The organism is Microbacterium sp. PI-SA-G (assembly GCF_057215335.1).
In genome coordinates, this window is sequence record NZ_CM170103.1 from 1,654,301 (window position 1) to 1,678,565 (window position 24,265).

24 protein-coding genes are annotated in these 24,265 nt (G+C 67.6%); 12 read left to right on the top strand and 12 right to left on the bottom strand.

The window, feature by feature from the left end:
• Nucleotides 1–211: 211 nt before the first annotated feature.
• The 4 genes from AC2D10_RS08190 (at nucleotide 212) to AC2D10_RS08205 (ending at nucleotide 5,669) form a co-directional block, all read left to right on the top strand.
• A complete protein-coding gene (locus tag AC2D10_RS08190; RefSeq protein ID WP_484711831.1) occupies nucleotides 212–2,941 on the top strand; it encodes a helix-turn-helix transcriptional regulator in 2,730 nt (909 codons plus the stop codon).
• An 88-nt stretch (nucleotides 2,942–3,029) separates the two neighbouring features.
• Nucleotides 3,030–3,857, top strand: a complete 828-nt coding sequence (locus AC2D10_RS08195) for an alpha/beta fold hydrolase (protein WP_484711596.1) — start codon at nucleotides 3,030–3,032, stop codon at nucleotides 3,855–3,857.
• 26 nt (nucleotides 3,858–3,883) lie between these two features.
• On the top strand, nucleotides 3,884–4,717 hold the full coding sequence (locus tag AC2D10_RS08200; protein WP_484711597.1) for an alpha/beta hydrolase: 834 nt from the start codon (nucleotides 3,884–3,886) through the stop codon (nucleotides 4,715–4,717).
• A gap of 82 nt (nucleotides 4,718–4,799) precedes the next feature.
• Nucleotides 4,800–5,669 carry an alpha/beta hydrolase gene (locus AC2D10_RS08205; RefSeq protein WP_484711598.1) on the top strand — a complete coding sequence of 290 codons (870 nt, stop codon included), beginning with the start codon at nucleotides 4,800–4,802 and terminating at the stop codon, nucleotides 5,667–5,669.
• Between the two features lie 50 nt (nucleotides 5,670–5,719).
• Here the strand turns inward: AC2D10_RS08205 and AC2D10_RS08210 are convergent, their stop codons facing one another.
• Nucleotides 5,720–6,571 carry an AraC family transcriptional regulator gene (locus AC2D10_RS08210; RefSeq protein ID WP_484711599.1) on the bottom strand — a complete coding sequence of 284 codons (852 nt, stop codon included), beginning with the start codon at nucleotides 6,569–6,571 and terminating at the stop codon, nucleotides 5,720–5,722.
• A 121-nt stretch (nucleotides 6,572–6,692) separates the two neighbouring features.
• Here AC2D10_RS08210 and AC2D10_RS08215 point away from each other — a divergent pair, with 121 nt between their 5' ends.
• Nucleotides 6,693–7,238, top strand: coding sequence for a carboxymuconolactone decarboxylase family protein (locus AC2D10_RS08215; RefSeq protein WP_484711600.1), 546 nt, complete (start codon nucleotides 6,693–6,695; stop codon nucleotides 7,236–7,238).
• Between the two features lie 58 nt (nucleotides 7,239–7,296).
• Here the strand turns inward: AC2D10_RS08215 and AC2D10_RS08220 are convergent, their stop codons facing one another.
• On the bottom strand, nucleotides 7,297–8,880 hold the full coding sequence (locus AC2D10_RS08220) for an SLC13 family permease (protein ID WP_484711601.1): 1,584 nt from the start codon (nucleotides 8,878–8,880) through the stop codon (nucleotides 7,297–7,299).
• 165 nt (nucleotides 8,881–9,045) lie between these two features.
• On the opposite strand from AC2D10_RS08220, the gene AC2D10_RS08225 reads away from it, so the two are divergent.
• Nucleotides 9,046–10,395 (top strand): serine/threonine-protein kinase, encoded by a 1,350-nt coding sequence (locus AC2D10_RS08225; RefSeq protein ID WP_484711602.1) that lies wholly within the window; start codon nucleotides 9,046–9,048, stop codon nucleotides 10,393–10,395.
• Here AC2D10_RS08225 and AC2D10_RS08230 read toward each other — a convergent pair.
• A complete protein-coding gene (locus AC2D10_RS08230) occupies nucleotides 10,392–12,929 on the bottom strand; it encodes an MMPL family transporter (protein WP_484711603.1) in 2,538 nt (845 codons plus the stop codon). The genes AC2D10_RS08225 and AC2D10_RS08230 overlap by 4 nt on opposite strands.
• Before the next feature lie 70 nt (nucleotides 12,930–12,999).
• Here AC2D10_RS08230 and AC2D10_RS08235 point away from each other — a divergent pair, with 70 nt between their 5' ends.
• Together AC2D10_RS08235 and AC2D10_RS08240 are read left to right on the top strand one after the other, a co-directional pair.
• A complete protein-coding gene (locus AC2D10_RS08235; RefSeq protein WP_484711604.1) occupies nucleotides 13,000–13,590 on the top strand; it encodes a TetR/AcrR family transcriptional regulator in 591 nt (196 codons plus the stop codon).
• Between the two features lie 91 nt (nucleotides 13,591–13,681).
• A complete protein-coding gene (locus AC2D10_RS08240; RefSeq protein WP_484711605.1) occupies nucleotides 13,682–14,092 on the top strand; it encodes an ACT domain-containing protein in 411 nt (136 codons plus the stop codon).
• Nucleotides 14,093–14,098: 6 nt separating this feature from the next.
• Here AC2D10_RS08240 and AC2D10_RS08245 read toward each other — a convergent pair whose 3' ends face one another.
• From AC2D10_RS08245 to AC2D10_RS08255, 3 genes are read right to left on the bottom strand one after another with little or no spacing between them, the layout of a single operon-like run.
• A complete protein-coding gene (locus AC2D10_RS08245; protein ID WP_484711606.1) occupies nucleotides 14,099–14,362 on the bottom strand; it encodes a DUF6510 family protein in 264 nt (87 codons plus the stop codon).
• The gene (locus AC2D10_RS08250) at nucleotides 14,362–15,087 is read right to left on the bottom strand and encodes an FAD-binding oxidoreductase (RefSeq protein ID WP_484711607.1); all 726 of its coding nucleotides are present in this window, start codon (nucleotides 15,085–15,087) and stop codon (nucleotides 14,362–14,364) included. Before AC2D10_RS08250 ends, AC2D10_RS08245 begins: the two co-directional genes overlap by 1 nt.
• Nucleotides 15,084–15,665, bottom strand: a complete 582-nt coding sequence (locus tag AC2D10_RS08255) for a sulfite oxidase-like oxidoreductase (RefSeq protein WP_484711608.1) — start codon at nucleotides 15,663–15,665, stop codon at nucleotides 15,084–15,086. The genes AC2D10_RS08250 and AC2D10_RS08255 overlap by 4 nt, the downstream gene beginning before the upstream one ends.
• A gap of 176 nt (nucleotides 15,666–15,841) precedes the next feature.
• Here AC2D10_RS08255 and AC2D10_RS08260 point away from each other — a divergent pair, with 176 nt between their 5' ends.
• Both AC2D10_RS08260 and AC2D10_RS08265 read left to right on the top strand, forming a co-directional pair.
• Nucleotides 15,842–16,648: a CGNR zinc finger domain-containing protein gene (locus tag AC2D10_RS08260; protein WP_484711609.1), complete on the top strand. Its 807-nt coding sequence runs from the start codon at nucleotides 15,842–15,844 to the stop codon at nucleotides 16,646–16,648.
• 125 nt (nucleotides 16,649–16,773) lie between these two features.
• Complete coding sequence (locus tag AC2D10_RS08265) at nucleotides 16,774–17,034, top strand: hypothetical protein (RefSeq protein ID WP_484711610.1); 261 nt, start codon at nucleotides 16,774–16,776, stop codon at nucleotides 17,032–17,034.
• A 30-nt stretch (nucleotides 17,035–17,064) separates the two neighbouring features.
• Here AC2D10_RS08265 and AC2D10_RS08270 read toward each other — a convergent pair whose 3' ends face one another.
• The 5 genes from AC2D10_RS08270 to AC2D10_RS08290 all read right to left on the bottom strand — a co-directional run bounded on the left by AC2D10_RS08270 (nucleotide 17,065) and on the right by AC2D10_RS08290 (nucleotide 21,164).
• A complete protein-coding gene (locus AC2D10_RS08270) occupies nucleotides 17,065–17,391 on the bottom strand; it encodes a hypothetical protein (protein WP_484711611.1) in 327 nt (108 codons plus the stop codon).
• Nucleotides 17,392–17,643: 252 nt separating this feature from the next.
• Complete coding sequence (locus AC2D10_RS08275; protein WP_484711612.1) at nucleotides 17,644–18,528, bottom strand: phosphotransferase; 885 nt, start codon at nucleotides 18,526–18,528, stop codon at nucleotides 17,644–17,646.
• A 217-nt stretch (nucleotides 18,529–18,745) separates the two neighbouring features.
• Nucleotides 18,746–19,621: a helix-turn-helix transcriptional regulator gene (locus AC2D10_RS08280; RefSeq protein WP_484711613.1), complete on the bottom strand. Its 876-nt coding sequence runs from the start codon at nucleotides 19,619–19,621 to the stop codon at nucleotides 18,746–18,748.
• 62 nt (nucleotides 19,622–19,683) lie between these two features.
• Complete coding sequence (locus AC2D10_RS08285) at nucleotides 19,684–20,283, bottom strand: NAD(P)H-binding protein (RefSeq protein ID WP_484711614.1); 600 nt, start codon at nucleotides 20,281–20,283, stop codon at nucleotides 19,684–19,686.
• Nucleotides 20,283–21,164 (bottom strand): aldo/keto reductase, encoded by an 882-nt coding sequence (locus AC2D10_RS08290; RefSeq protein ID WP_484711615.1) that lies wholly within the window; start codon nucleotides 21,162–21,164, stop codon nucleotides 20,283–20,285. The genes AC2D10_RS08285 and AC2D10_RS08290 overlap by 1 nt, the downstream gene beginning before the upstream one ends.
• Nucleotides 21,165–21,265: 101 nt before the next feature.
• Between AC2D10_RS08290 and AC2D10_RS08295 the strand changes: the two genes are divergently transcribed.
• Nucleotides 21,266–22,669: an MFS transporter gene (locus AC2D10_RS08295; protein ID WP_484711616.1), complete on the top strand. Its 1,404-nt coding sequence runs from the start codon at nucleotides 21,266–21,268 to the stop codon at nucleotides 22,667–22,669.
• A 70-nt stretch (nucleotides 22,670–22,739) separates the two neighbouring features.
• On the opposite strand, the gene AC2D10_RS08300 is transcribed toward AC2D10_RS08295, so the two are convergent.
• Nucleotides 22,740–23,471: an SDR family oxidoreductase gene (locus AC2D10_RS08300; protein ID WP_484711617.1), complete on the bottom strand. Its 732-nt coding sequence runs from the start codon at nucleotides 23,469–23,471 to the stop codon at nucleotides 22,740–22,742.
• A gap of 221 nt (nucleotides 23,472–23,692) precedes the next feature.
• Here AC2D10_RS08300 and AC2D10_RS08305 point away from each other — a divergent pair, with 221 nt between their 5' ends.
• A complete protein-coding gene (locus tag AC2D10_RS08305; RefSeq protein ID WP_484711618.1) occupies nucleotides 23,693–24,148 on the top strand; it encodes a hypothetical protein in 456 nt (151 codons plus the stop codon).
• Nucleotides 24,149–24,265 lie beyond the last annotated feature (117 nt).

The following is a 24,265-nucleotide window of genomic DNA, read 5'->3' on the forward strand; positions in this document are numbered from 1 at the left end:
AACCCGATGTCAGCGAGTCACGCGATCAAGAGAATCGGACATGAAGACACACAGTGCCGAACGACGGGGAGGGGATTCTCGTTCAGCCCCCGCTTGATCAAAGCATAAGAAACTCTCATCCGGTGGTCAAGGACACGCGGCGCGCTTCTCCCGATCAGTTCGCGCAGGGACACCTCTCGCCACGAAGCACGGTTTTCAGTACTCTTCCATCATCGAAGCGCGATTCCTCCCCCTCGTCGGTCGCGCGCACGAGCTCGAGAAGCTCAGCGCGGGGCTGGGCAGCGCCCGCAATCGCATCGCCTCGGTGATCGTTGTCGAGGGCGACCCCGGTATCGGCAAGACCGCCCTGCTGGATGCGTTCCTGGCGCGGGATCTGCCGCCGGACAGTCAGACCGTGCGAGTCACCGGTTTCTCGTCCGAATCCGACCTGCCCTACGCCGCCATCGACCGGCTGCTGGCCGAGATGCCCGACGCCGTGGCGGCGCTTCCTGTTCGCCTCCGCCAGGCACTCGCCGTGGCCACGGGGCGCCGTGTGGGCGAGCCGCCGGATCGTTACCAGGTGGGGCTCGCTCTGCTGTCTCTGCTGGGGGCCGCATCGGGGCTGACCGTCGTCGTCATCGACGACGCGCACCTGCTCGACGAGTCCTCGCTCATCGTGCTCGCCTTCGTCGGACGCCGGCTCAAGGCCGAGTCCGTGCTGCTCGTCTTCGCCACCCGGCCGCAACCGTCGGTGCGGGAGGCGCTGTCGGGGTTGGAGACGCAGCGCCTGACGGGGTTGGACGCGGCGTCCGGTGTCGCGCTGATGAACGCGCACCGCGCGCAGGGGCTCGACCCGCTCATCGCCGCCAAGGTGGTCGAGCAGCTCGAAGGACATCCGCTCGCCATCACCGATCTCGCCCGGCATGCAGACGCCGAGCGCCTCGCACTGCGTGCGCTGGCAAGCGAACCCCTTCCTCCCGGCGTGCTTCTGCAGGGTCTCTACCGGAGCATGATCGACGCCTTGCCGCAGGAGTCTCGAGAGTTCGCACTCGTCGTCGCCACCGACACCACCGGTGACCTCGAGGTGATTCGCACCGCTGCGGCCGTACTCGGTCTACCGCGCGACGCGTCGAGCCCACTCGAGCGGGCGGATCTTGTGGAACTACGGGGGCGCGTGCGGCTGCGCCACCAGCTCGTGAGCGCCGCGGTCTACAGCGCAGCAGCATCCGACGAACGACGTCGCACGCACCTCGCGCTCGAGTCCGCAGCGGACGAGCACGGCTTCGCCGCGGCCGCCGCGATGCACGCGGCGGCCGCAGCCGATTCGCATGACCCGGCGGTCGCCGATCGGCTCGAGCACCTCGCGGACGGGTCCGCTGCGCGCGGAGCGCTGCTCTCTCGAGCCGGGCTGCTCTCACGCGCCCGCGAGCTCACGCCCGACGGCCCTCGACGCGATGAGCGCACTCTGTCGGCCGCGGAGGCGGCGCTGGGAGCCGGTGCTGCCGTGCTCACGGCAACCCTGCTCGGCGAGCTCGATGACGATCGCCTGTCACCGCTCAACCGAGGGCGCTATCTGTCGCTGCGCGCGTTCCTCGCCCTGTTCGTCGGCGATGCGGAGGGCGTTCCGCGCGTCGCGGCGACCTTCGCACGCGCAGCGGATGCTTTTCGCCCCACCTCGGTCGAGTTGGAGCAGGCGGCGCTCCAGAACGCTTTCGCCTACCTCCTGACGACGGAGTGGGCGACGCGGGACACATCGATCCCAGACATCGCTGAGCGAATCCTCGCGGGGGTCCACCCCGGCGCCGGCGAGCGCAACACCGTCCTGCGCGCGCTCCACGCCCATCTCGTGCTGCCGTACGCGACAGCATCCGCGCGCATCCACGACGCCCTCGCCGCCGTCCGCGGCATGGATCAGGCCACGCTCGCAGGGGTCAGTGGATGGGCCATCCCGCTCTCGATCACCGTCTGGGACCCGGTGTCGGCGTTGGCGTTCGCGCAGCGGAACATCGCCTTCGCCACGGCTCGCGGCGCTCTGCAATCACTGGATACGACGTACTGGACTCTCTCGACGATCCACGTGCAGCTGCTCAACGTCGAGGCAGCCGGACAGGCACTCGACAGCGTGCGGGAGCTGCGCAGAGCGGTGGGGTATCCGGCCGAGCACGTGGTCAACGCGGCGCACCTCGCGTTGACGGGTGCGCCGATGGAGATCGTCGACGCGGCTGCGGATTCGATTCTCGCCACGGGATTCGGCGGCGCGTGGACCGTCGTGCAGATCGGAATCGGCACCCGTCTGATCGGCGACGGCGACTACCAAGCCGCGTACGACCGGCTGCAGCCGATTCTCGGCAGCGAGTTCGCGCACATCTCGCGGCTCGCGCTGGCCGACTTCGTCGAGGCGGCTGCGCGCAGCGATCATCCAGACGAGGCACGAGCGGCCGTCGACGAGTTCAGATCGCTCGCCGAGGTCACGCAGACACCCTGGCTGCAGGGCCTGCTGCAGCGATCAGCGGCTCTGGTGTCCGACCCGTCGACCGCCGAGGAGCACTACCTCGCGGCGATCCAGGCCCTCGGGAGCGCCGCCGTGCCGGGCGGTGACCTGGCCAGGGCTCACCTCGTCTACGGCGAATGGCTGCGACGCCATCGGCGGCGTCGCGAAGCCCGCGAGCACCTGGCCATCGCGGTCAGAGCGTTCGACGAGCTCGGCGTCGTGCCTTTCGCGGCGCGGGCCCGACGCGAGTATGCGGCGACGGGCGAGTCCGTTCCACCGCCGCTGTCGGAGGCAGACCTCACACCGCGGGAGTCGCTGGTCGCCCGGCTCGCGGCGGAGGGCAAGAGCAACCCCGAGATCGCGGCCGCGCTCTTCATCTCACCGAACACGGTCGACTACCACCTGCGGAAGGTCTTCCGAAAGCTCGGGATCGCGTCGCGCCGGCAGCTGCGCGATCGGAACCACGAATAGGTCCGTCCCGACTACGCACTCTGCGTGGTGCGGTCGCGCGCTGCCCGCGTCATCCTTGCCGTGTTCGCCCACGACGAAGGAGACCGAGATGCCGTTCGTGAAGACCGATGATGGGGCCGAGATCCACTTCAAGGACTGGGGGCCGGTTGACGGGGCCGCTGTTCTGCTCAGCCACGGCTGGCCGCTGAACAGCGACGCGTGGGAGGCCACGGCCTCGTTCCTCGCCGGCCGGGGCTATCGGGTGATCGCTCATGATCGTCGCGGCCACGGCAAGTCGACGCAGACCTGGACCGGCAACGAGATGGACACGTACGCCGACGATCTCTCCTGCCTGCTCGAGGCGCTCGATCTGCGTGCGGTGACCCTGGTGGGGCATTCGACGGGCGGCGGCGAGATCACCCGGTACGTCGGACGCCACGGCAGCGCCCGCGTCGCCAGGATGATCCTCGTTTCCGCCGTGCCGCCGCTGATGGTCCGCACCGACGACAACCCGGGCGGCTTGCCGATGCATGTCTTCGACAGCATCCGCGCCGGAGAGGCCGCCGGCCGATCGCAGCTCTACCGGGATCTGGCCGACGGGCCGTTCTTCGGCAACAACCGAACGGACGACGTCCCGCGAGGCACACGTGATGCGTTCTGGCTGCAGGGCCTCGCGTCCGGCACGCACAACGCCTACGAGTGCATCGCGGCATTCAGCGCCACCGACTTCCGCCCCGACCTCGCGAAAGTCGACGTGCCGACGCTCGTCATCCACGGCGACGACGACCAGATCGTGCCGTTCGAGATCAGCGGCAAGCTCTCCGCCCAGCTGATCCCCCACGCGCGGCTCCTCGTCTACGAAGGCGGCGCGCACGGTCTTCCTGACACGGACCGGGACCGGCTGCACGCCGACATCCTCGCCTTCCTGCAGTCCTGAACCATCCACCACCCGAAAGGCATGTCATGAGCAATCTCGAAGCACCAGACACGATCGTCCTCGTCCACGGCCTCTGGGTCACCCCGCGCAGCTGGGAGGAGTGGAAGGCGCGCTACGAAGCCCGGGGCTACACCGTGATCACTCCCGCCTACCCCGGCTTCGAGATCGAGGTCGAGGCTCTCCGCCAGAAGCCCGATGTCATCGCCGACCTGACGGTCCCCGCGACCCTCGACCACCTGGCCGGGGTGATCGAGGCTCTGCCGAAGCCTCCGATCATCATGGGCCACTCGTTCGGCGGCCTGTTCACGCAGATGCTCCTCGCGCGCGGTCTCGGTGCGGCCGGCGCAGTGATCGACTCCGCCCCGACCGAAGGCGTGCGCGTCACGCCCCTCTCGCAGGCGCGGTCGCTGTTCCCCGCGCTGAAGAACCCGGCAAACCTGCACCGCGCGGTCGGCTTCACCCCCGACGAGTGGCACTACGCGTTCACCAACACCCTGACGCGCGAGCAGTCTGACGCCGCCTACGAGCGGTATGCGATCGCAGCACCGGGCAACTGGGTGTGGTCGTACGGGCTGCTCGCCAACTTCCAGCCCGGCCACCAGGCCACATGGGTCGACTTCTCGGTCGACCGTGCACCGCTGCTGTTCATCGGCGGAGGCGAAGACCACATCATGCCGCCAGCGGTGAACAAGTCCAACGCGAAGCACTGGGGAAAGTCCCCGGCGCTCACCGAATATCACGAGTTCGCCGGTCGTGACCACTGGACGTGCGCGGCTCCCGGATGGGAGGCCGTCGCAGACTACGCGCTCGAGTGGACACTCGCCAACGCCCGCCCCGTCGGCGCGCCCTCGAACGCCTGACACCTCTGCGACCAATACCGATCAACCGATCAACACGATCAACACGATCAACACGATCAACACGACCAGAAAGAACCACATCATGATCCGACGAAAAGGACGCGGCGTCCTCCGCCTCGCCGCCGTAGCGCTCGCGCTCTCCCTCGGCACTCTCGGCGTCGCCGCCTTCCCGGCTGCGGCCGCCAGCTCCGCGACGCCCTCCACCACCGCGGCGATCTCGGATGCCGCCGTCGACGCCTCACAGCCCGGCACCAAGCCCACGATCGTGCTCGTCCACGGCGCCTTCGCCGACTCCAGCGGCTGGAGCCTGGTGGCTCCCGCCCTGCAGGCGCAGGGATACACCGTGCTGGCGTTCTCGAATCCGCTGCGCGGCATCGACCACGACAGCCAGTACCTGCGCGACTTCCTCTCGACCGTTCCGGGACCGATCGTCCTCGTCGGCCACTCCTATGGCGGGGCGCTCATCACCAACGCCGCCACCGGCAACACCAACGTCAAGTCACTCGTCTACATCGCCGCATACGCCCTCGCTGAAGGCGAGTCGGTCGCGGCGGCGAACGAACTCGGCGGCGGGCACAGCGCCGTCACGGAACACCTCGTGGTCCGGCCGTTCCCGGGGGCGAGCGAAGGCGACGCCGATGCCTACATCGACCCGGCGTTCTTCCCCGAGCTGTTCGCCCAGGACCTGCCCAAGATCGTCGCCAAGACGATGGCCGCCTCTCAGCGCCCCGGTTCGTACGCCTCGCTCGTGACGCCGTCGGGCGTGCCGGCATGGCAGACCATTCCGAGCTGGTACATGGTCGCGAAGCAGGACCGCATCATCCCGCCGGAGGCGGAACGCGCCATGGCAGCACGTGCGGGTTCGAAGGTCGTCGAGGTCAACACCTCGCACGTGCCGATGATCAGCAAGCCGATCTCGGTGATCCAGATGATCAAGGATGCTGCGAAGTAACAGATTCGCTGCTGGCCCGCCGGGTACGACATCCGGCGGGCCAGTCTCGTTCAGGCGAGCGGCGCGAGCCAGGCCCGAGGGGACCGCCCCATCCGCTGGGCGAAGGTGCGGGAGAACGCCGACGCGCTCGCGTAGCCGAGTTCCGCGGCCACCGCACTCACCGACATCCCGGACCGCAGCTGTTCCTGGGCGATCGTGAGCCGCCATTGCGTCACGTAGTCGGCCGGGGTGCGGCCGAGCACCTCCTTGAACCGTGCGGCGAACGAGCTGCGCGACATGTTCGCCGCCCGTGCCATGGCATCGAGCGTCCACTGCTCCCCCGGGCTCTCATGCACCGCGACCAGGGCCGGCGCCAGTCGCTCGTCGGACAGACCCGGAACGAGCCCCTGCGGGAGCCGCAGCTCGGCGGAGTGATCGAGCATCCACCGCAGCAGTTGGATGAGCACCACCTCGAACATCCGGTCGGCGAGGATCGGTCGACCGCACTGCACGTTGTCGACCTCGGCGAAGAGCAGATCCAGCGCCGGGGCCAGGGTGGCGACCTCGCGCAGCGGCAGAATGACGACCGACGGCAGGGCTGTGACGAGCGGATGTGTCGCGCCACCGTCGAAGTCGAGGGTGGCGCACGCGAAGTCCGACTCCTCGGTCGGCGCGTTGAAGAAGGTGTGATCGGCGGGGCGCGGGAAGAACAGCAGGCTCGGCTCGGCGATCGTCACCCGCTCGGTGCGACCGTCGGCCCGTGTGATCATCATCTCCATCTCACCTCGTCGCAGCACGTGCAGGAAGCCGCGTCCGATGCTCGCCGAGAAGTCCGTCACACCGCAGAGCGGACCGGTGTGGAAGAGGTGGGTGCGCACGCGGAACCGCTCCAGCAGCGGGGTGAGTCGATCGACGGACGCCATGCATCCATTATCTGGACGATGTGTGATGAAAGCAAGACGTTTCGGTGCGCATCGTCCGAGTCGAGTGACGAGACTGGATGCAGGTCCAATCGGACCGGCCACCTCGCAAAAGGAGCACCTCATGCCGAACGTCCCCCTCATCGATCGCGACGCCACCACCGGAAGCGTCCAGGAACAGTTGGACCAGATCAAGTCGACCTTCGGCGTCGTGCCCGCGATGTTCCGTGCCGTCGCGAACTCGCCCGCCGCGCTCACGAGCATGTGGGGGTCGTTCGGCGCCTTCGGCAAGGGCACCCTCGGTGCGGCGCTCGGCGAGCAGATCGCCGTCGCCGTCGCCGACCGCAACGCGTGCGAATACTGCCTCGCCGCGCACACCGCGCTGGGCAAGAAGGCCGGCCTCTCGCGTGACACCCTCACCGCGGCACAGAACGGCGAGTCCGACGACCCGAAGACCGCGGCTCTGCTCGCGTTCGCGCTCAAGCTCGTCACCGATCGCGGACAGCTCAGCCCCGCCGACGTGCAGACCCTGCGCAACGTCGGCTGGAACGACGAGCAGATCGTCGAGACGATCGGCCAGGTCGCCCTGAACCTGTTCACCAACTACGTGAACATCGCGCTCGACGTGCCCGTCGACTTCCCGACCGTGCCGCTCCGCCGCGCGAGCTGACGGCGACGGGGCGTGCACGGGTCGGTGATCCGTGCACGCCCCGCCACCACAGCCGCCGTCAGAACGGCCAGATCAGCGGCACGTACAGCACCGCGACGGCGACGTACACGACCACGAGCGGGAGTCCGAGACGCCAGTAGTCGCCGAAGCGGTATCCCGCCGGCTGCATGACCATGAGGTTCACGGGTGTCGCGATGGGTGTCAGGAATGCCGCGGCTCCGACGACGGTGAGCGCCATCATGAACGGCTGCACGCTGACGTCCATGCTCGATGCGACCGAGACGGCGATCGGGGCGATGACGAGCACGGTCGCGACGTTCGAGATGAACTGGCCGAGGATCACCGATGCGACGCAGATCGTGAGCAGCGCGAGGTACGGCGAGGTGTTGCCGACGAGCTGGAGCACGGCGTCACCCACGAGATCGGCGGCGCCGGTCGACACGAACGCCGACGACAGCGGGATCATGCCGGCGATCAGTGTGACGGTCGGCCACGAGATCGCCGAGAACGTCTGCGACACGGTGAGCACGCGCGTCAGGATGAGGGCTCCGGCGGCGAGCAGCCCCGCGATCACCGGAGGGACGACGCCCGTCGCGAGGAGCACGACCATGACGCCGAGGATCACCAGCGCCCGGCGGGCCCCGTGCCCGAGCGGCACGGTCCGCTGCATCTGCTGCGGGGAGCTCACCGAGATGACGTCGGGCGAGCTCGTGTAGCGGTGAAGTGCTTCCCACGGGCCCTGGACCAGCACGGAATCCCCCGCCTGCAGCGTCACCGCGTGGGTCGTCTTGCGGCCGACATCGCCCGGGCGGCTGCCGTGCCGCAGCGCGAGGATCACCAGATCCTCCTGCCGTGTGGTCATGCCCGGCGAGACGACCCGCCCGATCAGGCTCGACCGCGGCGCGATGAGAACTTCGGCGACGCCCTCGCCGACCGTGAAGAAGCTGCCTGTGTCGAGTGAGACGTCGTAGGTCTCGCGCCAGGCGCGCGCATCCTGACTCGGGTCGGCAGGTTCGTCGAGCCGATCCGGAACGCGCTCCGGGAGCAGCTTGTCTCCGAGTGCGATCACGAGGATCACGGTCAGGATGACCATCGGGATGCCGACGATGGCGAACTCGAAGTACCCGAACGGCCGCCCGCCGGCTTCGGCGGCGGCCTGCGACACCAGGATGTTGACGGGCGTTCCGGTGAGGGTGAGGAGCGATCCGGCGCCGGCGGCGAACGCGAGCGGCAACAGCATCCGCGACGGCACGATCCCTGCCCGCACCGCCACGAGAACCACGATCGGCAGCAGCGCGGCGACCGCGCCGTTGATGCTGATCACCGCCGAGAGCACGGCGGCGAGCAGGCACACGATCAGCAGAAGCCGTGAGCGGCTCGTGCCGGCGCGACGCATCAGCTGCCGCCCCACCCACGAGGTCACGCCGGTTGCGTCGAGCGCTTCGCTGACGATGAACAGCGCCACGATGAACAGGACGATCGGATCCCCGAAACCGGCGAACGCCTCACCGAGCGAGAGCACTCCGGTGGCCCAGAGAGCGATCGGCACCGCCATCGCGACGATGACCATCGGGATGCGATTCGTCACGAACGCGATCACGGCGGCACCGAGGATGAGGAAGGTGATGATCTCGGGGTTCATCGCGGAGCTCCGTTCATGAGATGCGCGACGGGGCGCGGATGACGACGGGGGCGGATGATGCAGCCTCTCCCTCTCCGATTATCCGGGACTCGAACGACCTCGGAGAGTACGGTTGACAGGAGACACCTCGGTCCATCCCGAGCCGTGGTGTCAGGGGAGGCTTTCATGGCGCCGGAAACACCTCCGACGGAGGCGATGCTCGACGGGCGGTACCGGTTGGGCGAATGCGTGGGACAGGGCGGTATGGCCCGCGTCTATCGCGGTGAGGACGTGCTGCTCGGGCGCACGGTCGCGATCAAGATGTTCCGCCCGACGGTCGACAGCCTGACCAGTCCAGAACGCGCCCGCAGCGAGACCACGGTGCTCGCCTCGCTGAGCCACCCGTCGCTGGTCACCCTGTTCGATGCGCAGCTCGTGCCGGGCAAGCCCGAGTACATGGTCATGGAGTTCGTCTCGGGCCCCACCCTCAGCGCACTGATGTCGAAGGGGCCGCTGCCCTCGCAGGACGTCGCGCCCTTCGCGGCCGATCTGGCCGAGGCACTGCATGTCGCGCACACAGCCGGCGTCATCCACCGCGACATCAAGCCGTCGAACGTGCTCCTCGAACCCTCCCCTCTTCCCGGCGGACGTTCGCGGGCCAAGCTCGCCGACTTCGGCATCGCGTGGCTTGTCGACACCACACGCATGACGACCCCGGGCATGGTCATCGGCACGGCGGCGTACCTCGCCCCGGAGCAGGTGCGCGGAGTCGAACCCTCTCCCCCGGCCGACATCTACTCTCTCGGACTCGTGCTCCTCGAGGCCCTCACCGGCGCGCCCGCGTTCCCCAACGCCGAAGGAGCCGGCGTCGCCCTCGCGCGGCTCAGCAGCTCACCGGTGATCCCCGCGTCGCTCGGATCCGGCTGGGCACATCTGCTCACCCGCATGACGGCGACGGATCCTTCGCACCGCCCCACCGCGGCCGAGGTCGCTGTGACGACGGCCGAGATCGCCACCGGGCACGGCGGCCCGACCGGTCCGAAGCGCGTGATGGCCGCGACCGTCGCCGCCGCCGAGGCGGAGACCACGCAGATCGACGCCCCCACCATGGTGCTCCCGCCCGCCCTCGCGGAGCCCACCCCGGCTGCGGCGGAGCGGCGCCGGCCGCGCCGCGCACTCGTCGGAGTCGGCGCCGCGGCAGCCGCCGTCGCGATCGGCGTGGGGATCTGGGCCGCGGCGATGTCGATGGCTCCGGAACAGTCGGCGACCTTCGGCCCGGCCATCGGCCCCGCCTTCGAGCGCGCCGTCGCTCCGCCGGCTCCCGCTGAACCCGACCCCGCCGACGACGACAGCGGCGTGGTCACACCGGCCGACTCCACCCCCACCGACGATCAGACGGACGAGAAGTCCGACGAGCAGGAGAAGGCCGAGAAGGAGCAGGAGAAGGCGGCCGAGGAGGAGCGGAAGAAGGCCGAGGAAGAGGCCAAGAAGCAGGAACAGGAAGACAAGAAGAACGAGAACGGCAAGAAGGACTAGTCCGCGGCGTTCTCCGCTCCCTGGCCTGTGGGCACCGCGACCGCGCGCATACCGGGGTGATCGCGTTCGAGGGCGGCACCTTCCATGTCGACGTTCGGCAGGATGCGGTCGAGCCACCGCGGCAGCCACCATGCCGAGCGACCGAGCAGGTGCATCAGCGCCGGCATGAGAAGCATCCGCACGACGAACGCATCGAGCAGCACGCCGAACGCGAGACCGAATCCGATGGAACGGATGATCGTCGACTCCGAGAAGATGAAGCCGCCGAAGACCGACACCATGATGAGCGCGGCGGCGATGACGACCGAACGACCTGCGCGGAAACCCTGAGCGACGGCATCCCGAGCCGAGGCTCCGTGCACATAGGCCTCACGCATGCCCGACGCGAGGAACAGCTGGTAGTCCATCGCGAGTCCGAACAGGATGCCGACGAGGATGACCGGCAGGAAGCTCAGAATCGGTCCGGTGCTGTGCAGACCGATGATCTCGGCGCCCCATCCGAACTGGAACACCGCCACGATCAGGCCGTAGGTCGCGAACAGCGACAGCACGAATCCTCCGGTGGCGATGATCGGCACGAGCAGTGAGCGGAACACCACGATCATGATCAGCAGCGACAGCCCGACGACGACCACGAGATACAGCGGGAGCACCGCGGCCAACGCCTCGGAGATGTCGATGTTGATCGCCGCCTGACCGGCGACGCCGAGCGTGATCCCCCCGTCGATCTCGGGAAGAGAGCGGATGTCCTGCACGAGGCGCTCGGTCGAGGCGCTGTTGGGGCCCTCGGCGGGAAGCACCTGGAAGGCGAGGAGCGTGTTGTCGTCGGAGACCGCGATCGGAGCTGTCGCGACCACGTCGTCCTGATCGGCGAGAGTCTGCGCGACGCGCACCTGCGTGGCGAGCAGGTCGTCGTCGCTGACCGCGTCGTCGAGCGAGGCGGTCACCAGCAGCGGGGCGTTCGCCCCCTCGCCGAACTGGTCGTCGACCACGTGGAACGCGCGGTAGCTGGTCGAATCGGCCGGCTCGCTCGCGCCGTCGGGCAGGCCGAGGCGCATCGACATCGACGGGATCGCGATGATCAGCAGGGCGACGACGCTGATCACTGCGGTCGTGATGGCCCGCAGTGTCGACATCTGCCGAACGGGCTTGCCTGCGGCGTGCTGCTCGCCGATCGCCGCGCGGGCCCGACCGCTGAGCAGACGGGTGCCGACGAGACCGAGGATGGCCGGAGCGAGAGTGATCGCGACGAGCACCGCGACCGCGACGCACACGGCACCGACCGTGCCCATGAGCCCGAGGAACGGCACACCGGTCACGTTCAACGCGAGCAGCGCGACAATCACGGTCGCACCGGCGAAGACCACTGCGGTGCCGGAGGTGCCGGTCGCGAGCCCGATCGACTCCCTGAGCGGCACGCCCGCCAGGAGTTGCTTGCGGTGCCGGTTCACGATGAAGAGCGAGTAGTCGATGCCGACGGCGAGGCCGAGCATGACTCCGAGGACCGGCGTGACCGACGCCATGTCGACCGTGCCGGAGAAGGCGAGGGATGCCGTGACGCCGACACCGACGCCGACGATCGCCGTGACGATGGGCAGGGCTGCCGCGATGAGGGACCCGAGCATGACGATCAGCACGACCGCCGCGAAGACGAGTCCCACGGCCTCGCCGACACCGAAGATCTCAGGTACGCCCTGCGCGATGTCGGTGCCGAAGTTCACCTCGACACCGTCGACGGGTGCGTCCTGGAAGTGGTCGATGGTGCCCTGCTTGACCTCTTCGGAGAGTTCGAGCCGAGGGTCGACGAACGAGACGTTCACGATGGTGGTCGAACCGTCTTCCGAGACGACGCCGATACCGTTCGCGAGGTCGAGGAGGGTCGCGCCGAGGCGCGCCTGCTCTGCGTTGGCGTCGAGGTCTTCGCGGCTCTGGTCGATGGTCGCCTGCTGCGCGTCGAGCTGCGCGAGTTGCGCTTGGAGTGCCGCTGCCTGCGCGTCGAGGGCGGCGAGCTGAGCCGCAGGGGCACCGGCCGCTTCGGCCTGTGCCCGACCGGTCTCGAGTTGGGCGATGCCGGCCTCGAGCTGTGAGCGTCCGTCGTCGAGCTGAGCCTGTCCCGCCTCGAGCTGCGTGCGCCCTTCCGCGATCTGCGCCTCGCCGTCGGCGAGCTGCTGCGCCTGCTCGGCCTGCTGCTGCTGAGTCTGGAACGGGTCGATGACCGAGGCGACGCCGTCGAGGTCTTCCGCGCTCGTCGCGAGAGCGGAGATCTCCGCTTTCTGTTCGTCAGTGAACGGCGCGCCGTCTCCGGTCTGGTAGACCACCGTGCCCGTTCCGCCCGCGGTGTCGGGCAGTTGATCGGCGAGCTCGTCGATGACCTGGCCCGAGGCTGTGCCCGGGATGTCGAAGCTGTTGCTGAGAGTGCCGCCGAGGGTGAGGAACGCGCCGACCCCCAGCCCGAGGATCACGATCCAGGAGACGACCACCGCCCACGCCCGGCGTGCAGCGAACGAACCCAAGCGAAAAAGCAGTGCAGCCAATGTGGTCTCCTTCAGACATGAGAGATCATACGGCACGTCTCGTCTATAGATCTGCGACTATTCTGAATGCATGGTGAACGAGCATCGAAGCGGCCCTGTCCGCAGCCTCATCGCGCGCGAGGCGATCCTCGATGCGACCGCTCGGCTCTTCCACAATCACGGCTATGACCGGCTGACGATCGAAGGCATCGCGAAGGAGGCCGGCGTCGGCAAGCAGACCATCTATCGCTGGTGGCCCTCGCGCGGAGCCCTCATCGCCGAGTGCCTCGTCGAGGGACGACTCATCGCGGTCGACTTCGGTGTGCCCGACACCGGCGATCTGCTCGCCGACGTGGAGTCGTGGCTGCGCACCGTCCTGGCCCTCCTCGACGAACCGCGGGGCGGCGTTCTGCTGCGTTCGCTCGTCGCCGCCGCGACCGAGGACCTCGCTGTGGGCGAGCATCTGGGCGAGAGCCTCGGCGTCGAGAAGCACCTCGGATCCCGCCTGCGTACGGGGGTCCGCGCTGGACAGCTGTCGGAGGACGCGCCGGTCGATCAGCTCGGCCACGCCATACTCGGCGCGATCATCGTGGAGTCCCTCGGACACAGAGACGGCGCTCCTCGCGGAGTCCTGGAGCTGGTGCGATATCTGTTCGCTCAGCATCCGGCTGACCGACGCTGACGCCGCGCTCACGCGGGGTATCGTGGCTGTCGCGCGACCACTGCGGCTCCACTCGGGAGCCTTCCGCGCGGTCCCGAAGCGAGTCGCGCCGATGACTTCTCCCTCTGTCCGCCTGCAGCCGTTGCCCGATGAGTACGTCGTCGCGCGCTTCCCCGCCTCGACCGACCTGTCGAGCGTGCTTGCGGAGGTGTTCGCGACCGGCGCGTTCGTCTCGGTCAGCCGCACGCCGCAGGAGCTGTCCATCGTCTGTCCGTCGGGTTCGGCGCCTGCGGGTGCCGAGCTCGACGGGCCATGGACGGCGTTCTACGCCGGCGGGCCGATGCCGTTCGCGTTGACGGGAATCGTGACGTCGCTCGTGTCACCTCTCTCTGCGGTGGGCTGCCCGGTGTTCGTCGTCTCCACCTTCGACGGCGACGTTCTGATGGTGCCGAGCGCCGATGCGGATCGCGCACGCGCCACGCTCAGCGGCGCCGGGCATGTGCTGGCGGAGCTCAGCCGCTGACCGGACTCAGCTCGGCTCCGCCGCGGCGCGCACCCACCGCAGACCCCGCATGCTCAGCGAGCTCCGGTCGCCGCGCTCGACGACGACCATGAGTACGCTCTCGCAGCGGCGGCAGCGCACGACGAAACCCATGGGGTGCGGGTAGACCACGGCCTCTGCCAGCACGCCGACGTCGTCGCAGTGGTGACACTGGCCCTGGGCGGTCGTGGGTTCGAAGGCGAAGAGCCCGTCGAGCCGGCCGGCCAGAACACTTCCGTCGAGAGGCTGCATCAGATCCCTCCGAATCGCTCGGTGCGGATGTCGGCCTCGACGTGTCCGAGATCGATCATCGCTCGCGACACCGCTTCGACGAAACCTGTCGGGCCACAGATGAAGATCAGTGGATCCGCGTCGTGTGACAGCGTGTGGCGCTGCAGGTCCGCGGCGGTGAGGCGGCCCGCCTCGCGATGCCAGCCCTCGGGTGTCTCCCGTGTGTAGTGCCAGGTCGTCGACACCGACGGCTCGGCGGCTGCGATCTCCGTCTGGAACAACGCGTCCGCCGGGCTGCGCAATGAGTAGAGCAGCTGCATCGGAGTGCTGCTCTCCGCCACGGCGTGCGCACGGGCCATCGCGACCAGGGGCACGACGCCCGAGCCGCCACCGATGAGCTGCACGGGACGGGTCTGCTCGGGCCTCCACACGAACCAGCGGCCGAGCGGGCCACGGATCTCGACCGTGTCGCCGATCTCGAGCTCCTCGACGAGGAACGGCGAGACCTCGCCGTCCGGAAAACGATCCACCGCGAGCTCGATCTCGGGTGCGGCTCCGACGCTCGCGATCGAGTAGGACCGCACCGCCTGATAGCCGTCGGGCGCGGTGAGCCGAAGATCGACGTGCTGGCCCGCATCGTTCCCCGGCCAGCCGTCGACCCTGAAGATCAGGCTCCGAGAGGTGGCCGTCATCGCGCTGGCACGCGCCAATGTCGCCGGGTACCATGCGGGAGCGCGGGTGCTCACGCGTAGCGCTCTTCTCGCCAGGGGTCGCCGTGCAGGTGGTATCCGTTCTCCTCCCAGAAGCCTGGAACGTCGTCGCTCTGCATGACGAGCCCCCGCACCCATTTCGCGCTCTTCCAGAAGTACAGATGCGGGATCAGCAGGCGCGCAGGCCCGCCGTGCTCGGGATCCAGGTCGTCTCCGTCGTACTCATACGCGATCCACGCCTGCCCGTCGAGGATCTCGTCGAGCTGCAGATTGGTCGTGTACCCGCCGTAGGAATGCGCCATCACGAAGTCCTGGCCGGTCTCGACTTCGGCGAAGAGAGTGTCCAGCGACACACCCCGCCACTGCGTGCCGAGCTTCGACCAGCTCGTGACGCAGTGGATGTCGACGGTGACGTCCTCCGAGGGCAGCGCGAGAAGCTGCTCCCAGCTCCATCGGTGCGTCACACCGGTCTCGGTGCGGATCTGGAACTCCCACTCCTCCCGCTCGATGGTCGGCGTCGGCCCGGCGGACAGCACGGGAAACGAGTCAGTCAGATGCTGACCCGGCGGCAACGCAGGGTTCTCGTCGCGACGGCGACCTCCGAAGACTGCCATGTGCTCTCCTTCACTCGGTCGCGGGTGCGCTCAGCGGGCGCGGCTCTCGGAATGGACGCTACCGTCGCAGCGGTGTCGAGCAACAGTCCGGAATCGGCCCGACGCCTGATCCGCGACGACGCGGATTCCCGGCCGTACGATTGCGGCGACTCCGGTGAAAGGTGTTCACTGGTGTCATGAAGACAGACGAGGGTGCGGCACCCTCTGCGGCGCAGTTGCTCATCGACTTCGTGAACACGGTCGAATGGCAGACCGACGACGAGACCTGGACGTCGCCGCAGGCTCTCGTGACCTGGCTCCGCACGCGCACCGGGGTGTCGCCGAGCACACTGACGGAGGGCGATCTGGCCTTCGCGTGCCGCACCCGAGAGGGGCTGCGTGAGGTGCTCCTGACGCATGCCGGACACGAACCGCTCCCCGGCGCGATCGCCGGGCTGAACGCGCTGCTCGCCGAGGTTCCCGTGCATCTGCGCTTCGACGCTGACGGCCAGATTCAGGCCGCGGCCGCTGCAGACTCCTTCCTCGCACCGGTGCTCGCCGCCATCGACGCCGTTCGCGCCGACGGGAGCTGGGAACGCGTCAAGGCCTGCTCGCGCGACTCGTGCCGCTGGGCCTACTGGGACGGATCGCGCAACCGATCCGGCCGGTGGTGTTCGATGACGGGATGCGGCAACTACATCAAGATGCGTCGCCGCAACTCGCCGGAGGCGGCAACATCCGATGCCCTGGTGCTGACGGATCGCGCGCCGCGGATGCTCGATGTCGCCGCTCGTGCGGGAGTGTCGATCAAGACGGTGTCGAATGTCGTGACCGGAACTGTTCCGGTCTCCCCGGCGACGCGAGCACGAGTGGAGGCTGCGATCGAGGAACTCGACTTCCGCCCCAATCTGGCAGCGCGCGAGCTGAGGACGGGACGACGCGGGTCGGACGGGCCCGAGGTTTCGGAGGGCTCGACGGGAGCGTCGGAGCCCGACGGGGACTGAATCCCCGGGATCGATCGATCGGCAGCTGGCAGACATCGTCCGATCTCGAGCCGACCAGTCGCGCATGCCGCACTTGGGTACGTCTGCCCATTCGCTGAGCTCCCCATCGGCGCTACGTTTTCTGCATGTCGCATGAGAAGCGGGTGCCGCTGCAGGCGCTGCGGGATGCGAGGGCGAGGGTTCGCGCGGAGTCCATCGCTCGAGCTGCGGAGGTCATTCACGAGGTCGACGGCGCGATGCGGGGGCGCCCCGTCTCCGTTGTGCTCGCTGAACTCGAGCGTCGGCTGGTGCCCCTCGGTCTCCAAGCTTCCGCCAGCGTCGCTGAGTATGCTCGGGCGATCAGCGAGGGAACTCTCACCCAGGAACCGAACCAGGGATCCGTGTAAACGCGTCGCACCCCAGGTCTTCAAGCCGCTCTATTCGATGTCGTGCGCGTTCTCTGAGGGTTCCAGGTGCTCGTCGCTGTACGGGGATACCGTTCCGCGCGTCAGATCACGCAGTCGAGCAACCAACTCCGGGTCCTCGAGTTCCGGGCCGCGACCGTTGACGGTCTTCGTGACGATCTGGCTCGCGGGACCGATGAGGAACGTCGCGGTGACGGTCGTGTCGTCGTCTTCACGGACCGGTATCTGCACGATCTCCGCGCGGACCTCGTCACCGAGAGCTCGGCAGTAGTAAAGCAGGGCGCTCGCGATCTCGTCTCCTGTGAGGTACTCGCTCCCGGCGTACATGATCATCTGCATCGTCTTTTTCTACGCCTGATCCCGCGCAGAAGCCTGGCCCTTGATCGCGCATCATGTCGCTGCTAGGGGCAGACACAGGGGCGAGTCACAACCGGAAGTGGATCGACGCGCTGGCATTCACCGCCAACTCGCCCTCAGGCCTGTACCTGGTGCCGGAACCGCAGAACGTGAACACGGCGCAGGACGCCGACCTGGAGGTCGAGAGGCTGAAGGTATGACGGATGCCGGGAGCACGGGAAAAGCGTGTCGTTCTTATCCCGTCGTCAAGTCCGCCACGTCGCTCAGCACGACATCGCGTGAGCGCCCGTATTTGGTCAGCACCTCTTCCGGGGAACTGATGAGGGCCTTCCACAGCGCCCAGGCAGCTCCGCGCAACCATGCGTCCTGCGGTAGCTCGAGCCGGTCGTGCAGTCGATCACGTTCGCGAGAACTGCAACTCAACCAGGCGAAGGCCAAGTCGCAGGCGGGATCACCCACGCACGTCTGCCCGAAGTCGATCAGCGCCGCCAATTGGCCGCTGCTGCCGAACAACATGTTGCCTGGCGCGACATCGCCATGGACCCACACCGGCGGCTTTGTCCACACTGTGGCCACGGCCGCATCCCAGAGTGCCCGACATCCCGCGGCCTGGTGTCTGGGCAGGAACGGGAGCCGGCCCTGCACCTCCTCGCCCACCACGCTGATGTGACAGCCGCGGTACGCAGATGCGCTCCCCGCCCAGGGACCTCCGACCGTGTCGCAGGCCTGCAACTCCCTCAGGACATCGCCCACGCTGCTGATGGCGCTCTCTCGCTGCCGCGTGTCAACCGCGTCGAGAGTGTGCCCCTCAATCCACTCGCGAACGGACCACGGTCGGTCGAATGCCGCCGAAGGGGCCCCCGTCGCTACGACGCGGGGGATCGCGACGCGAAAGCGGGAGCCGAGGATCGCGAGGGTGTGCTCCTCCCGGACGAGGCCGGCGACGTAGCCGTCAGCGCTCGGGAGGCGGACAGTCATTCGGTCACCCAGCCGAAACGTGCGGTTGTCCCACCCCTGAAGTTCCACCGGGCGGATCGGCAACTCCGACCACTGCGGGAACTGCTCCGACACCAGGGAGCGAACCAGCGAAGAAGTGATCTCCTCGGAAGCGGCAGCCATCGCGCCAGGTTAGTGGACGACCCCGCGAGCACTGGGAGACAGCTGGCGAGACTCGGACACTTGTCGTGAGATCGGACAAGTGTCCCATCTCATGAGAGACGTCGGTTGCTGAGACACAGCATTTCCCGTGCGCCGCCGGCGAGACCCGTTCCGATCACCACGGCTCCACGCAGGAGCCCCCGGCGCGTCAGATACGAGTTGCCGGGGGTCGCCTTGCTCATGCGCTGGTCTGCTCGGAGACGCGGGTCGCTGCGAGGCTGCCGAGCAGTCGCAGCCGATTTTCCGTGGGGGTGTCAAGGGCGGGTGTCATGGTGAACATGAGCAGGCCGGGGTCGGCGGGAAGCTCGAGCGCTTCGTAGTCGAACTCGAGGTCCCCCACTTCCGGGTGGTGGACCCGCTTCGACCCGGTGCGGTGGAACCGCACGTTGTGCGCGGCCCAGCGGTGCCGAAAGACATCGCTGCGGGTGACGAGTTCGCCGATGAGGTCAGTGAGTGCTCTGTCGTGGGGGTTGCGGCCTGCTTCGATGTGGAGCGAGGCGACGATGCTGTTCGCACCGCTTTCCCAGTCGGTATAGAAGTTCTGCGCCGCGGGGTTCAGGAAGGTGAAGAGGGCGTTGTTGCGCCTGTTCGCTGGGTCATCGACGATCGGGGTGAACACGGCGTGCCCGATCGTGTTGAGCGCGAGGAAGTCTTTGCGAGCGTTGGAGATGTAGGCCGGGGCGCCGATGGAATCGAGGAGCCGTTGCAGAGCGGGTCTCACGGTTGTCTTCGGTGGCCGGGGACGCTTGTATCCGGGGCCTCGAGGTCCGGCTGCGTGCGCCAGATCCTGCAGGTGAGCGGACTCCGCATCGTCGAGGTGGAGCGCCCGTGCGAGTGCGTCGAGGATCTCGGGGGAAACACCCGAGAGGTCGCCGCGTTCCATCCGTGCGTAGTAGTCCACACTCATGCCCGCGAGTGAGGCCACTTCCTCGCGCCGCAGGCCGGTGACGCGGCGCCGACCACCGCCGATGATCCCGGCCTGTTCGGGAGTGATCCGCGCCCGTCGGGTCTGGAGGAACTCTCGGACTTCTCCGCGGTTGTCGATCTCGGTCATGCTGTGTCCTCTTCTCTGCGACAGGCGGGGGTCAAGCCCGTGGTTCGCTCGACCTTCACGGTTCAACGCCCGAGTGTGTCGAGATCCTCTCGAACGCTTTCGGGTTCCTCGTCGAGGGGCATGTTGTCCTGGTCGAGGGCGCCGTCGAGTGTCGTGTCCTTGGTCAGTGCACCGAAGACGGTGGCGAGGTCGGCTTGCGCGGTGCCGCTGTCGGCGACCAGCTCGAACGTCGTGTGGTCGGCTTCGTCGGAGCGGAGGCTGTCGACCAGCACGCGGGCGATCTGGTCACGGGCGATGACGCCATCTGCCGGAGATGCGGTGCTGTACAGGTCGCCTTGGCGCATCACGATGCGTCGTTGGTCGGACGAGTTGTAGTCGAACCATCCGGGCCGAGCGATCGTGTACGCGTTGCCGGATGCACGGACGAGGCGTTCCGCGCGGCGCTTCCAGTCGTGTCCCTCGTTCGCACGATCTGTGGTCCCGACAGCGGTCATCAGGGCCAGGTCACCGATGACGATGTCCGCTTCGGCGGGAAGGTTCTGTGTGCGGGAGGCACCGCGGGCGAGTGCGCGCACGCGGTGCCCCTGCGCCATTGCTTCGCCGACGGCGTGCACACCGATGCTGCCGGTGGCGCCGACGACGAGAACGGTCAGGGCACTCATCAGTCCTCCGGAATGTCGCGTCCGAAGGCCTCGAGCGTGATCACCTCGGGCTCCGGGCCGCCACGGACACCGGCGTCGAGAGCATCGATGCGAGCGATCTCGTCGTCGGTGAGCTCGAAGTCGAACACGTCGGAGTTCTCTGCGATCCGTGCGGGCTTGACCGACTTCGGGATCGCCTGCACGCCGTTCTGGATGTGCCAGCGCAGCATGACCTGCGCCGCGCTCTTGCCGTGCGCCTTCGCGATGTCCAGGATCACCGGCTCCTCGAACGTGCTCTGGGAGTCGCCGCCACGGTAGGAGGTGATTCCACCGATCGGGGACCACGCCTGGGTGAGGATGCCGTGCTCAGCGTCGAACTTCTGCAGCTCACGCTGCTGGAAATACGGGTGCACCTCGATCTGGTTCACTGCCGGCACGATGTCGGTCTGCTCGAGAAGAGTCGTGAGGTGGTCGACCATGAAGTTGCTCACCCCGATGGCGAGGACCTTGCCGTCTGCGAGCAACTGCTCCAGTGCCTTGTATGCGGCGATCGTCTTGTCGAACGCGCCGGGGAGAGCCTGGTGAAGGATGAACAGGTCGATGACATCAACCTGCAGCTTGCGGGCACTCTTCTCGAATGCGTGCCGCGTCTCGTCATAGCCGTAGTCGGAGATCCACACCTTCGACTCGACGAACACATCGTTCCGGCTGATCCCGGATTCGCGGATCGCATCTCCGACGCCGCGTTCGTTCCCGTAGGCTGCGGCGGTGTCGATGAGCCGGTATCCGGTGGACAGCGCCGAGGTCACCGCGGTCGTGGTCTCATCCGGCGGCGTCTGGAAGACACCGAAGCCCAGAGCGGGCATCTCAACGCCGTTGTTCAAAGTCAGGTGATTCGTCATGTCACCCACGCTAGGCCCGCACGGCACGGTAAGGGAGGGACTGGTATTACACGGAAAGCCTGTCACTGCTACCCCGCGCCGCGAGGGCGTGTGATGGTTCCATGGCCAGCTCCTTGACCCCTCCCGCCTTGCGCGCGCGGCCGACGTTGATCCTCGCCGTCGTGCTCGCGAGCTATTTCATGATCGTTCTCGACAACTCGATCGTGTTCACCGGTCTCACCCGCATCCGGGAAGACCTGGCGTTCTCGACCAGCGGGCTCTCCTGGGTGCAGAACGCGTACGCCCTCGTCTTCGGCGGTTTGCTGCTGCTCGCCGCACGGGCCGGGGACATCGTGGGCCGGCGTCGCATCTTCATCATCGGGCTGACGATCTTCTCCACGGCATCGCTCCTCATCGGCCTGTCTCCCACCGCCGAATGGATGATCGCCGCCCGGGCGCTGCAAGGGATCGGCTCGGCGATCCTCGCCCCGACTTCTCTCGCGTTGCTGACCGCCAACTTCGCCGAGGGCACGGCACGCACCAAGGCAATCGCCGCATACGGGTCCACGGCCGGAATCGGTGCCAGCCTCGGTCTCGTCGTCGGCGGGGTCATCGCTGACGTGACCTCCTGGCGGGTCGGGTTCCTGATCAACGTCCCCATCGGAATCGCCTTGATCATCGCCACTCTTGTTCTCATCAGTGAAACCCCTCGCGCCCGAGGCCGGTTCGACGTCTCCGGCGCGATCACATCCACCGCCGGCATGACCGCCCTGGTGTACGGCGTCACCCGCACCGCGGACTACGGCTGGTCCGACCTGTGGGCACTGGTCTTCATCGCGGGTGGCCTCGCGCTCCTTGCGGCTTTCGTGGTCATCGAGACTCGCGCAGCCCAGCCGATCCTGCCGTTGCGTGTCCTGCGCGACCGCATGCGCGGAGGTTCCTTCATCGCCCGCATGCTCTTCGCCGGGTCAATCTTCGGCTACTTCTTCTTCATCAGCCAGTACATGCAGACCGTCCTCGAGTTCACCCCTCTGCAGGCGGGAATCGCATTCCTGCCGATGACCGTCGTCCAGTTCGTGCTGTCGCTCATCGTCCCCCGCCTCACGCACCGGATCGGCAACGCCGCCCTTGTGACCATCGGGCTGGCGATCACCCTCGCAGGCATGGCGTGGCTCAGCTTCGTCAACGCCGACAGCACCTACTGGCTCGGTGTCGCCCCGGCGATGCTGCTGCTCGGTGCCGGCCAGGGCCTCGGTTTCGCCCCGCTCACCGCGGCGGGCGTGACGGGAATCGAACCACGCGACGCCGGTGCCGCATCCGGTGCCGTGAACGTCGCACACCAGCTGGGTGGGGCACTCGGGGTGAGTGTCATGGTTGCTGCTGGATCAGCCGCAGCGCAAGGAACCGGAGTCACCGCGGTCGCTGCGGAGACCTCGGCAGGCCTCACCACCGGCGCTGTACTCCTCGCCATAGCGCTGATCTCCGCCCTGGCGCTTGTGCTGCCGGCATCCCGAAGACCGCGATAACACCCCGCAACGCCGCAGAGGCGGGTACTCACATGGGTACCCGCCTCTGGCTTTTTCAGGCTGCTTCAGGTCAGACCTGGCTGGCCGGGCGCAACAGAATCTCGTTGATCGCGAGATGCTTCGGGCGCTGCACCGCGAACACGATGATCTCCGCGACGTCCTCCGCCGTGACCGTCGCCTCGGCATACATCGCGTTGACAGCGGAGTTCGTGGCCTCATGCGTGATGTGCGTGGGAAGCTCCGTCGCCACAACGCCCGGCTCGATGAGGGTGACCCGCACCTCCGGGAGCAACTCCTGGCGCAGCGACTCGGACCAGCCGTTCACCGCCCACTTCGTCGCCGCATACACCCCGTTCCCAGCACGCGCGGTACGGCCGGCGACAGAGGAGATGTTGATGATGTCGCCGCCCCCGTCGACGAGCTGGTCCAGGAAGACCTCCGTCGAGGTGATCGCTCCGAGCAGGTTCACGTCGATCATCCGCTGATAGTCCTCGCGTTGCGCGGACGAGAACGGGCCGAGGAGCATGATTCCGGCGTTGTTGACGAGCGTGTCCACACGCCCCAGCTGTTCCCTCACTTGGGCGGCCGCGGCGACAAGCGCGTCCCTGTCGGTGACGTCCGCCGCGACGGCGACGGCACCCTCTCCTAACTCGTCAGCGATTGCTTCGATCCGGTCGGCACGGCGCGCGAGGAGCGCCACCTTGAAGCCGGCCGCGTGCAAAGCACGCGCGGTGGCCTCACCGATCCCGGAGGATGCGCCCGTGATGAGCGCAACGCGCTCCGTTGCGGTTGACGTTGTCATTGCTATTACTCCTTCTGCGCGAAGGGAACAAGCTCCGGCGCAAAATCCCCGACCGCTCTCTGTGCGCGCGTCTGTTCACCCATGAGAATCCTTTCTCGTACGAGGCCACGTATCGCCTCATCGCCTCCCATCGTCCGGGACCCGACCCGAGATAACCAGGTAACGACAGAGCACCTCAACGAAGTCGAACCCGAACTACCGTCGATGGAGGAAGGAGAACCATGCCCCCCACCGACCCCACCACCTCACGAACTCGACGGGCCGTTTCCGTCGCGGCGATCGTCGCAACGGTCGCATCCGTCGCCGCCTGCACCGCCGACACCGCAGCCGCACCCTCCCCCGCGAACACCGACTCTCAGAAGGCCTCATCGATGCCGGACGCCGTCCCATACGAGAACGGCGAGTACACCGCACGCGGCTGGTACGGATCCAAGCCCTCCCACCACGACGTCACGCTCACTATCGAAGACGGCATCGTCAGCGATGTATCGATCACGACCCCAGCCGAAGACGAGACTTCCCTCGGATATCAGCAACGCTTCGCCGAAGCACTGCCGAACGCGATCATCGGGCAGCCCATCGACGACCTCAGAGTCGACCGCCTCGCCGGATCCAGCGGATGTTCCGAAGGATTCATGGACGCTCTCGAACAGATTCGGGACGACGCCCAGCGATAGCCCTCAGCAAGGTCTCTCCATTACGTGTGTGTCCGATCTCACCGAGAATGGCAGGAGGTGAGACAGGGAGACAGCGAATCTCGCGAGCGCATATAACTCCCATCAGCTCGTTTGTCT

Bases quoted from the DNA above. Each gene is read 5' to 3' on its own strand.
- AC2D10_RS08195 (WP_484711596.1), top strand. From the start codon at position 3,030: ATGCCGTTCGTGAAGACCGATGATGGGGCCGAGATCCACTTCAAGGAC.
- AC2D10_RS08200 (WP_484711597.1), top strand. From the start codon at position 3,884: ATGAGCAATCTCGAAGCACCAGACACGATCGTCCTCGTCCACGGCCTC.
- AC2D10_RS08205 (WP_484711598.1), top strand. From the start codon at position 4,800: ATGATCCGACGAAAAGGACGCGGCGTCCTCCGCCTCGCCGCCGTAGCG.
- AC2D10_RS08210 (WP_484711599.1), bottom strand. From the start codon at position 6,571: ATGGCGTCCGTCGATCGACTCACCCCGCTGCTGGAGCGGTTCCGCGTG.
- AC2D10_RS08215 (WP_484711600.1), top strand. From the start codon at position 6,693: ATGCCGAACGTCCCCCTCATCGATCGCGACGCCACCACCGGAAGCGTC.
- AC2D10_RS08220 (WP_484711601.1), bottom strand. From the start codon at position 8,880: ATGAACCCCGAGATCATCACCTTCCTCATCCTCGGTGCCGCCGTGATC.
- AC2D10_RS08225 (WP_484711602.1), top strand. From the start codon at position 9,046: ATGGCGCCGGAAACACCTCCGACGGAGGCGATGCTCGACGGGCGGTAC.
- AC2D10_RS08235 (WP_484711604.1), top strand. From the start codon at position 13,000: ATGGTGAACGAGCATCGAAGCGGCCCTGTCCGCAGCCTCATCGCGCGC.
- AC2D10_RS08240 (WP_484711605.1), top strand. From the start codon at position 13,682: ATGACTTCTCCCTCTGTCCGCCTGCAGCCGTTGCCCGATGAGTACGTC.
- AC2D10_RS08245 (WP_484711606.1), bottom strand. From the start codon at position 14,362: ATGCAGCCTCTCGACGGAAGTGTTCTGGCCGGCCGGCTCGACGGGCTC.
- AC2D10_RS08255 (WP_484711608.1), bottom strand. From the start codon at position 15,665: ATGGCAGTCTTCGGAGGTCGCCGTCGCGACGAGAACCCTGCGTTGCCG.
- AC2D10_RS08260 (WP_484711609.1), top strand. From the start codon at position 15,842: ATGAAGACAGACGAGGGTGCGGCACCCTCTGCGGCGCAGTTGCTCATC.
- AC2D10_RS08265 (WP_484711610.1), top strand. From the start codon at position 16,774: ATGTCGCATGAGAAGCGGGTGCCGCTGCAGGCGCTGCGGGATGCGAGG.
- AC2D10_RS08270 (WP_484711611.1), bottom strand. From the start codon at position 17,391: ATGCAGATGATCATGTACGCCGGGAGCGAGTACCTCACAGGAGACGAG.
- AC2D10_RS08275 (WP_484711612.1), bottom strand. From the start codon at position 18,528: ATGGCTGCCGCTTCCGAGGAGATCACTTCTTCGCTGGTTCGCTCCCTG.
- AC2D10_RS08280 (WP_484711613.1), bottom strand. From the start codon at position 19,621: ATGACCGAGATCGACAACCGCGGAGAAGTCCGAGAGTTCCTCCAGACC.
- AC2D10_RS08285 (WP_484711614.1), bottom strand. From the start codon at position 20,283: ATGAGTGCCCTGACCGTTCTCGTCGTCGGCGCCACCGGCAGCATCGGT.
- AC2D10_RS08290 (WP_484711615.1), bottom strand. From the start codon at position 21,164: ATGACGAATCACCTGACTTTGAACAACGGCGTTGAGATGCCCGCTCTG.
- AC2D10_RS08295 (WP_484711616.1), top strand. From the start codon at position 21,266: ATGGCCAGCTCCTTGACCCCTCCCGCCTTGCGCGCGCGGCCGACGTTG.
- AC2D10_RS08300 (WP_484711617.1), bottom strand. From the start codon at position 23,471: ATGACAACGTCAACCGCAACGGAGCGCGTTGCGCTCATCACGGGCGCA.
- AC2D10_RS08305 (WP_484711618.1), top strand. From the start codon at position 23,693: ATGCCCCCCACCGACCCCACCACCTCACGAACTCGACGGGCCGTTTCC.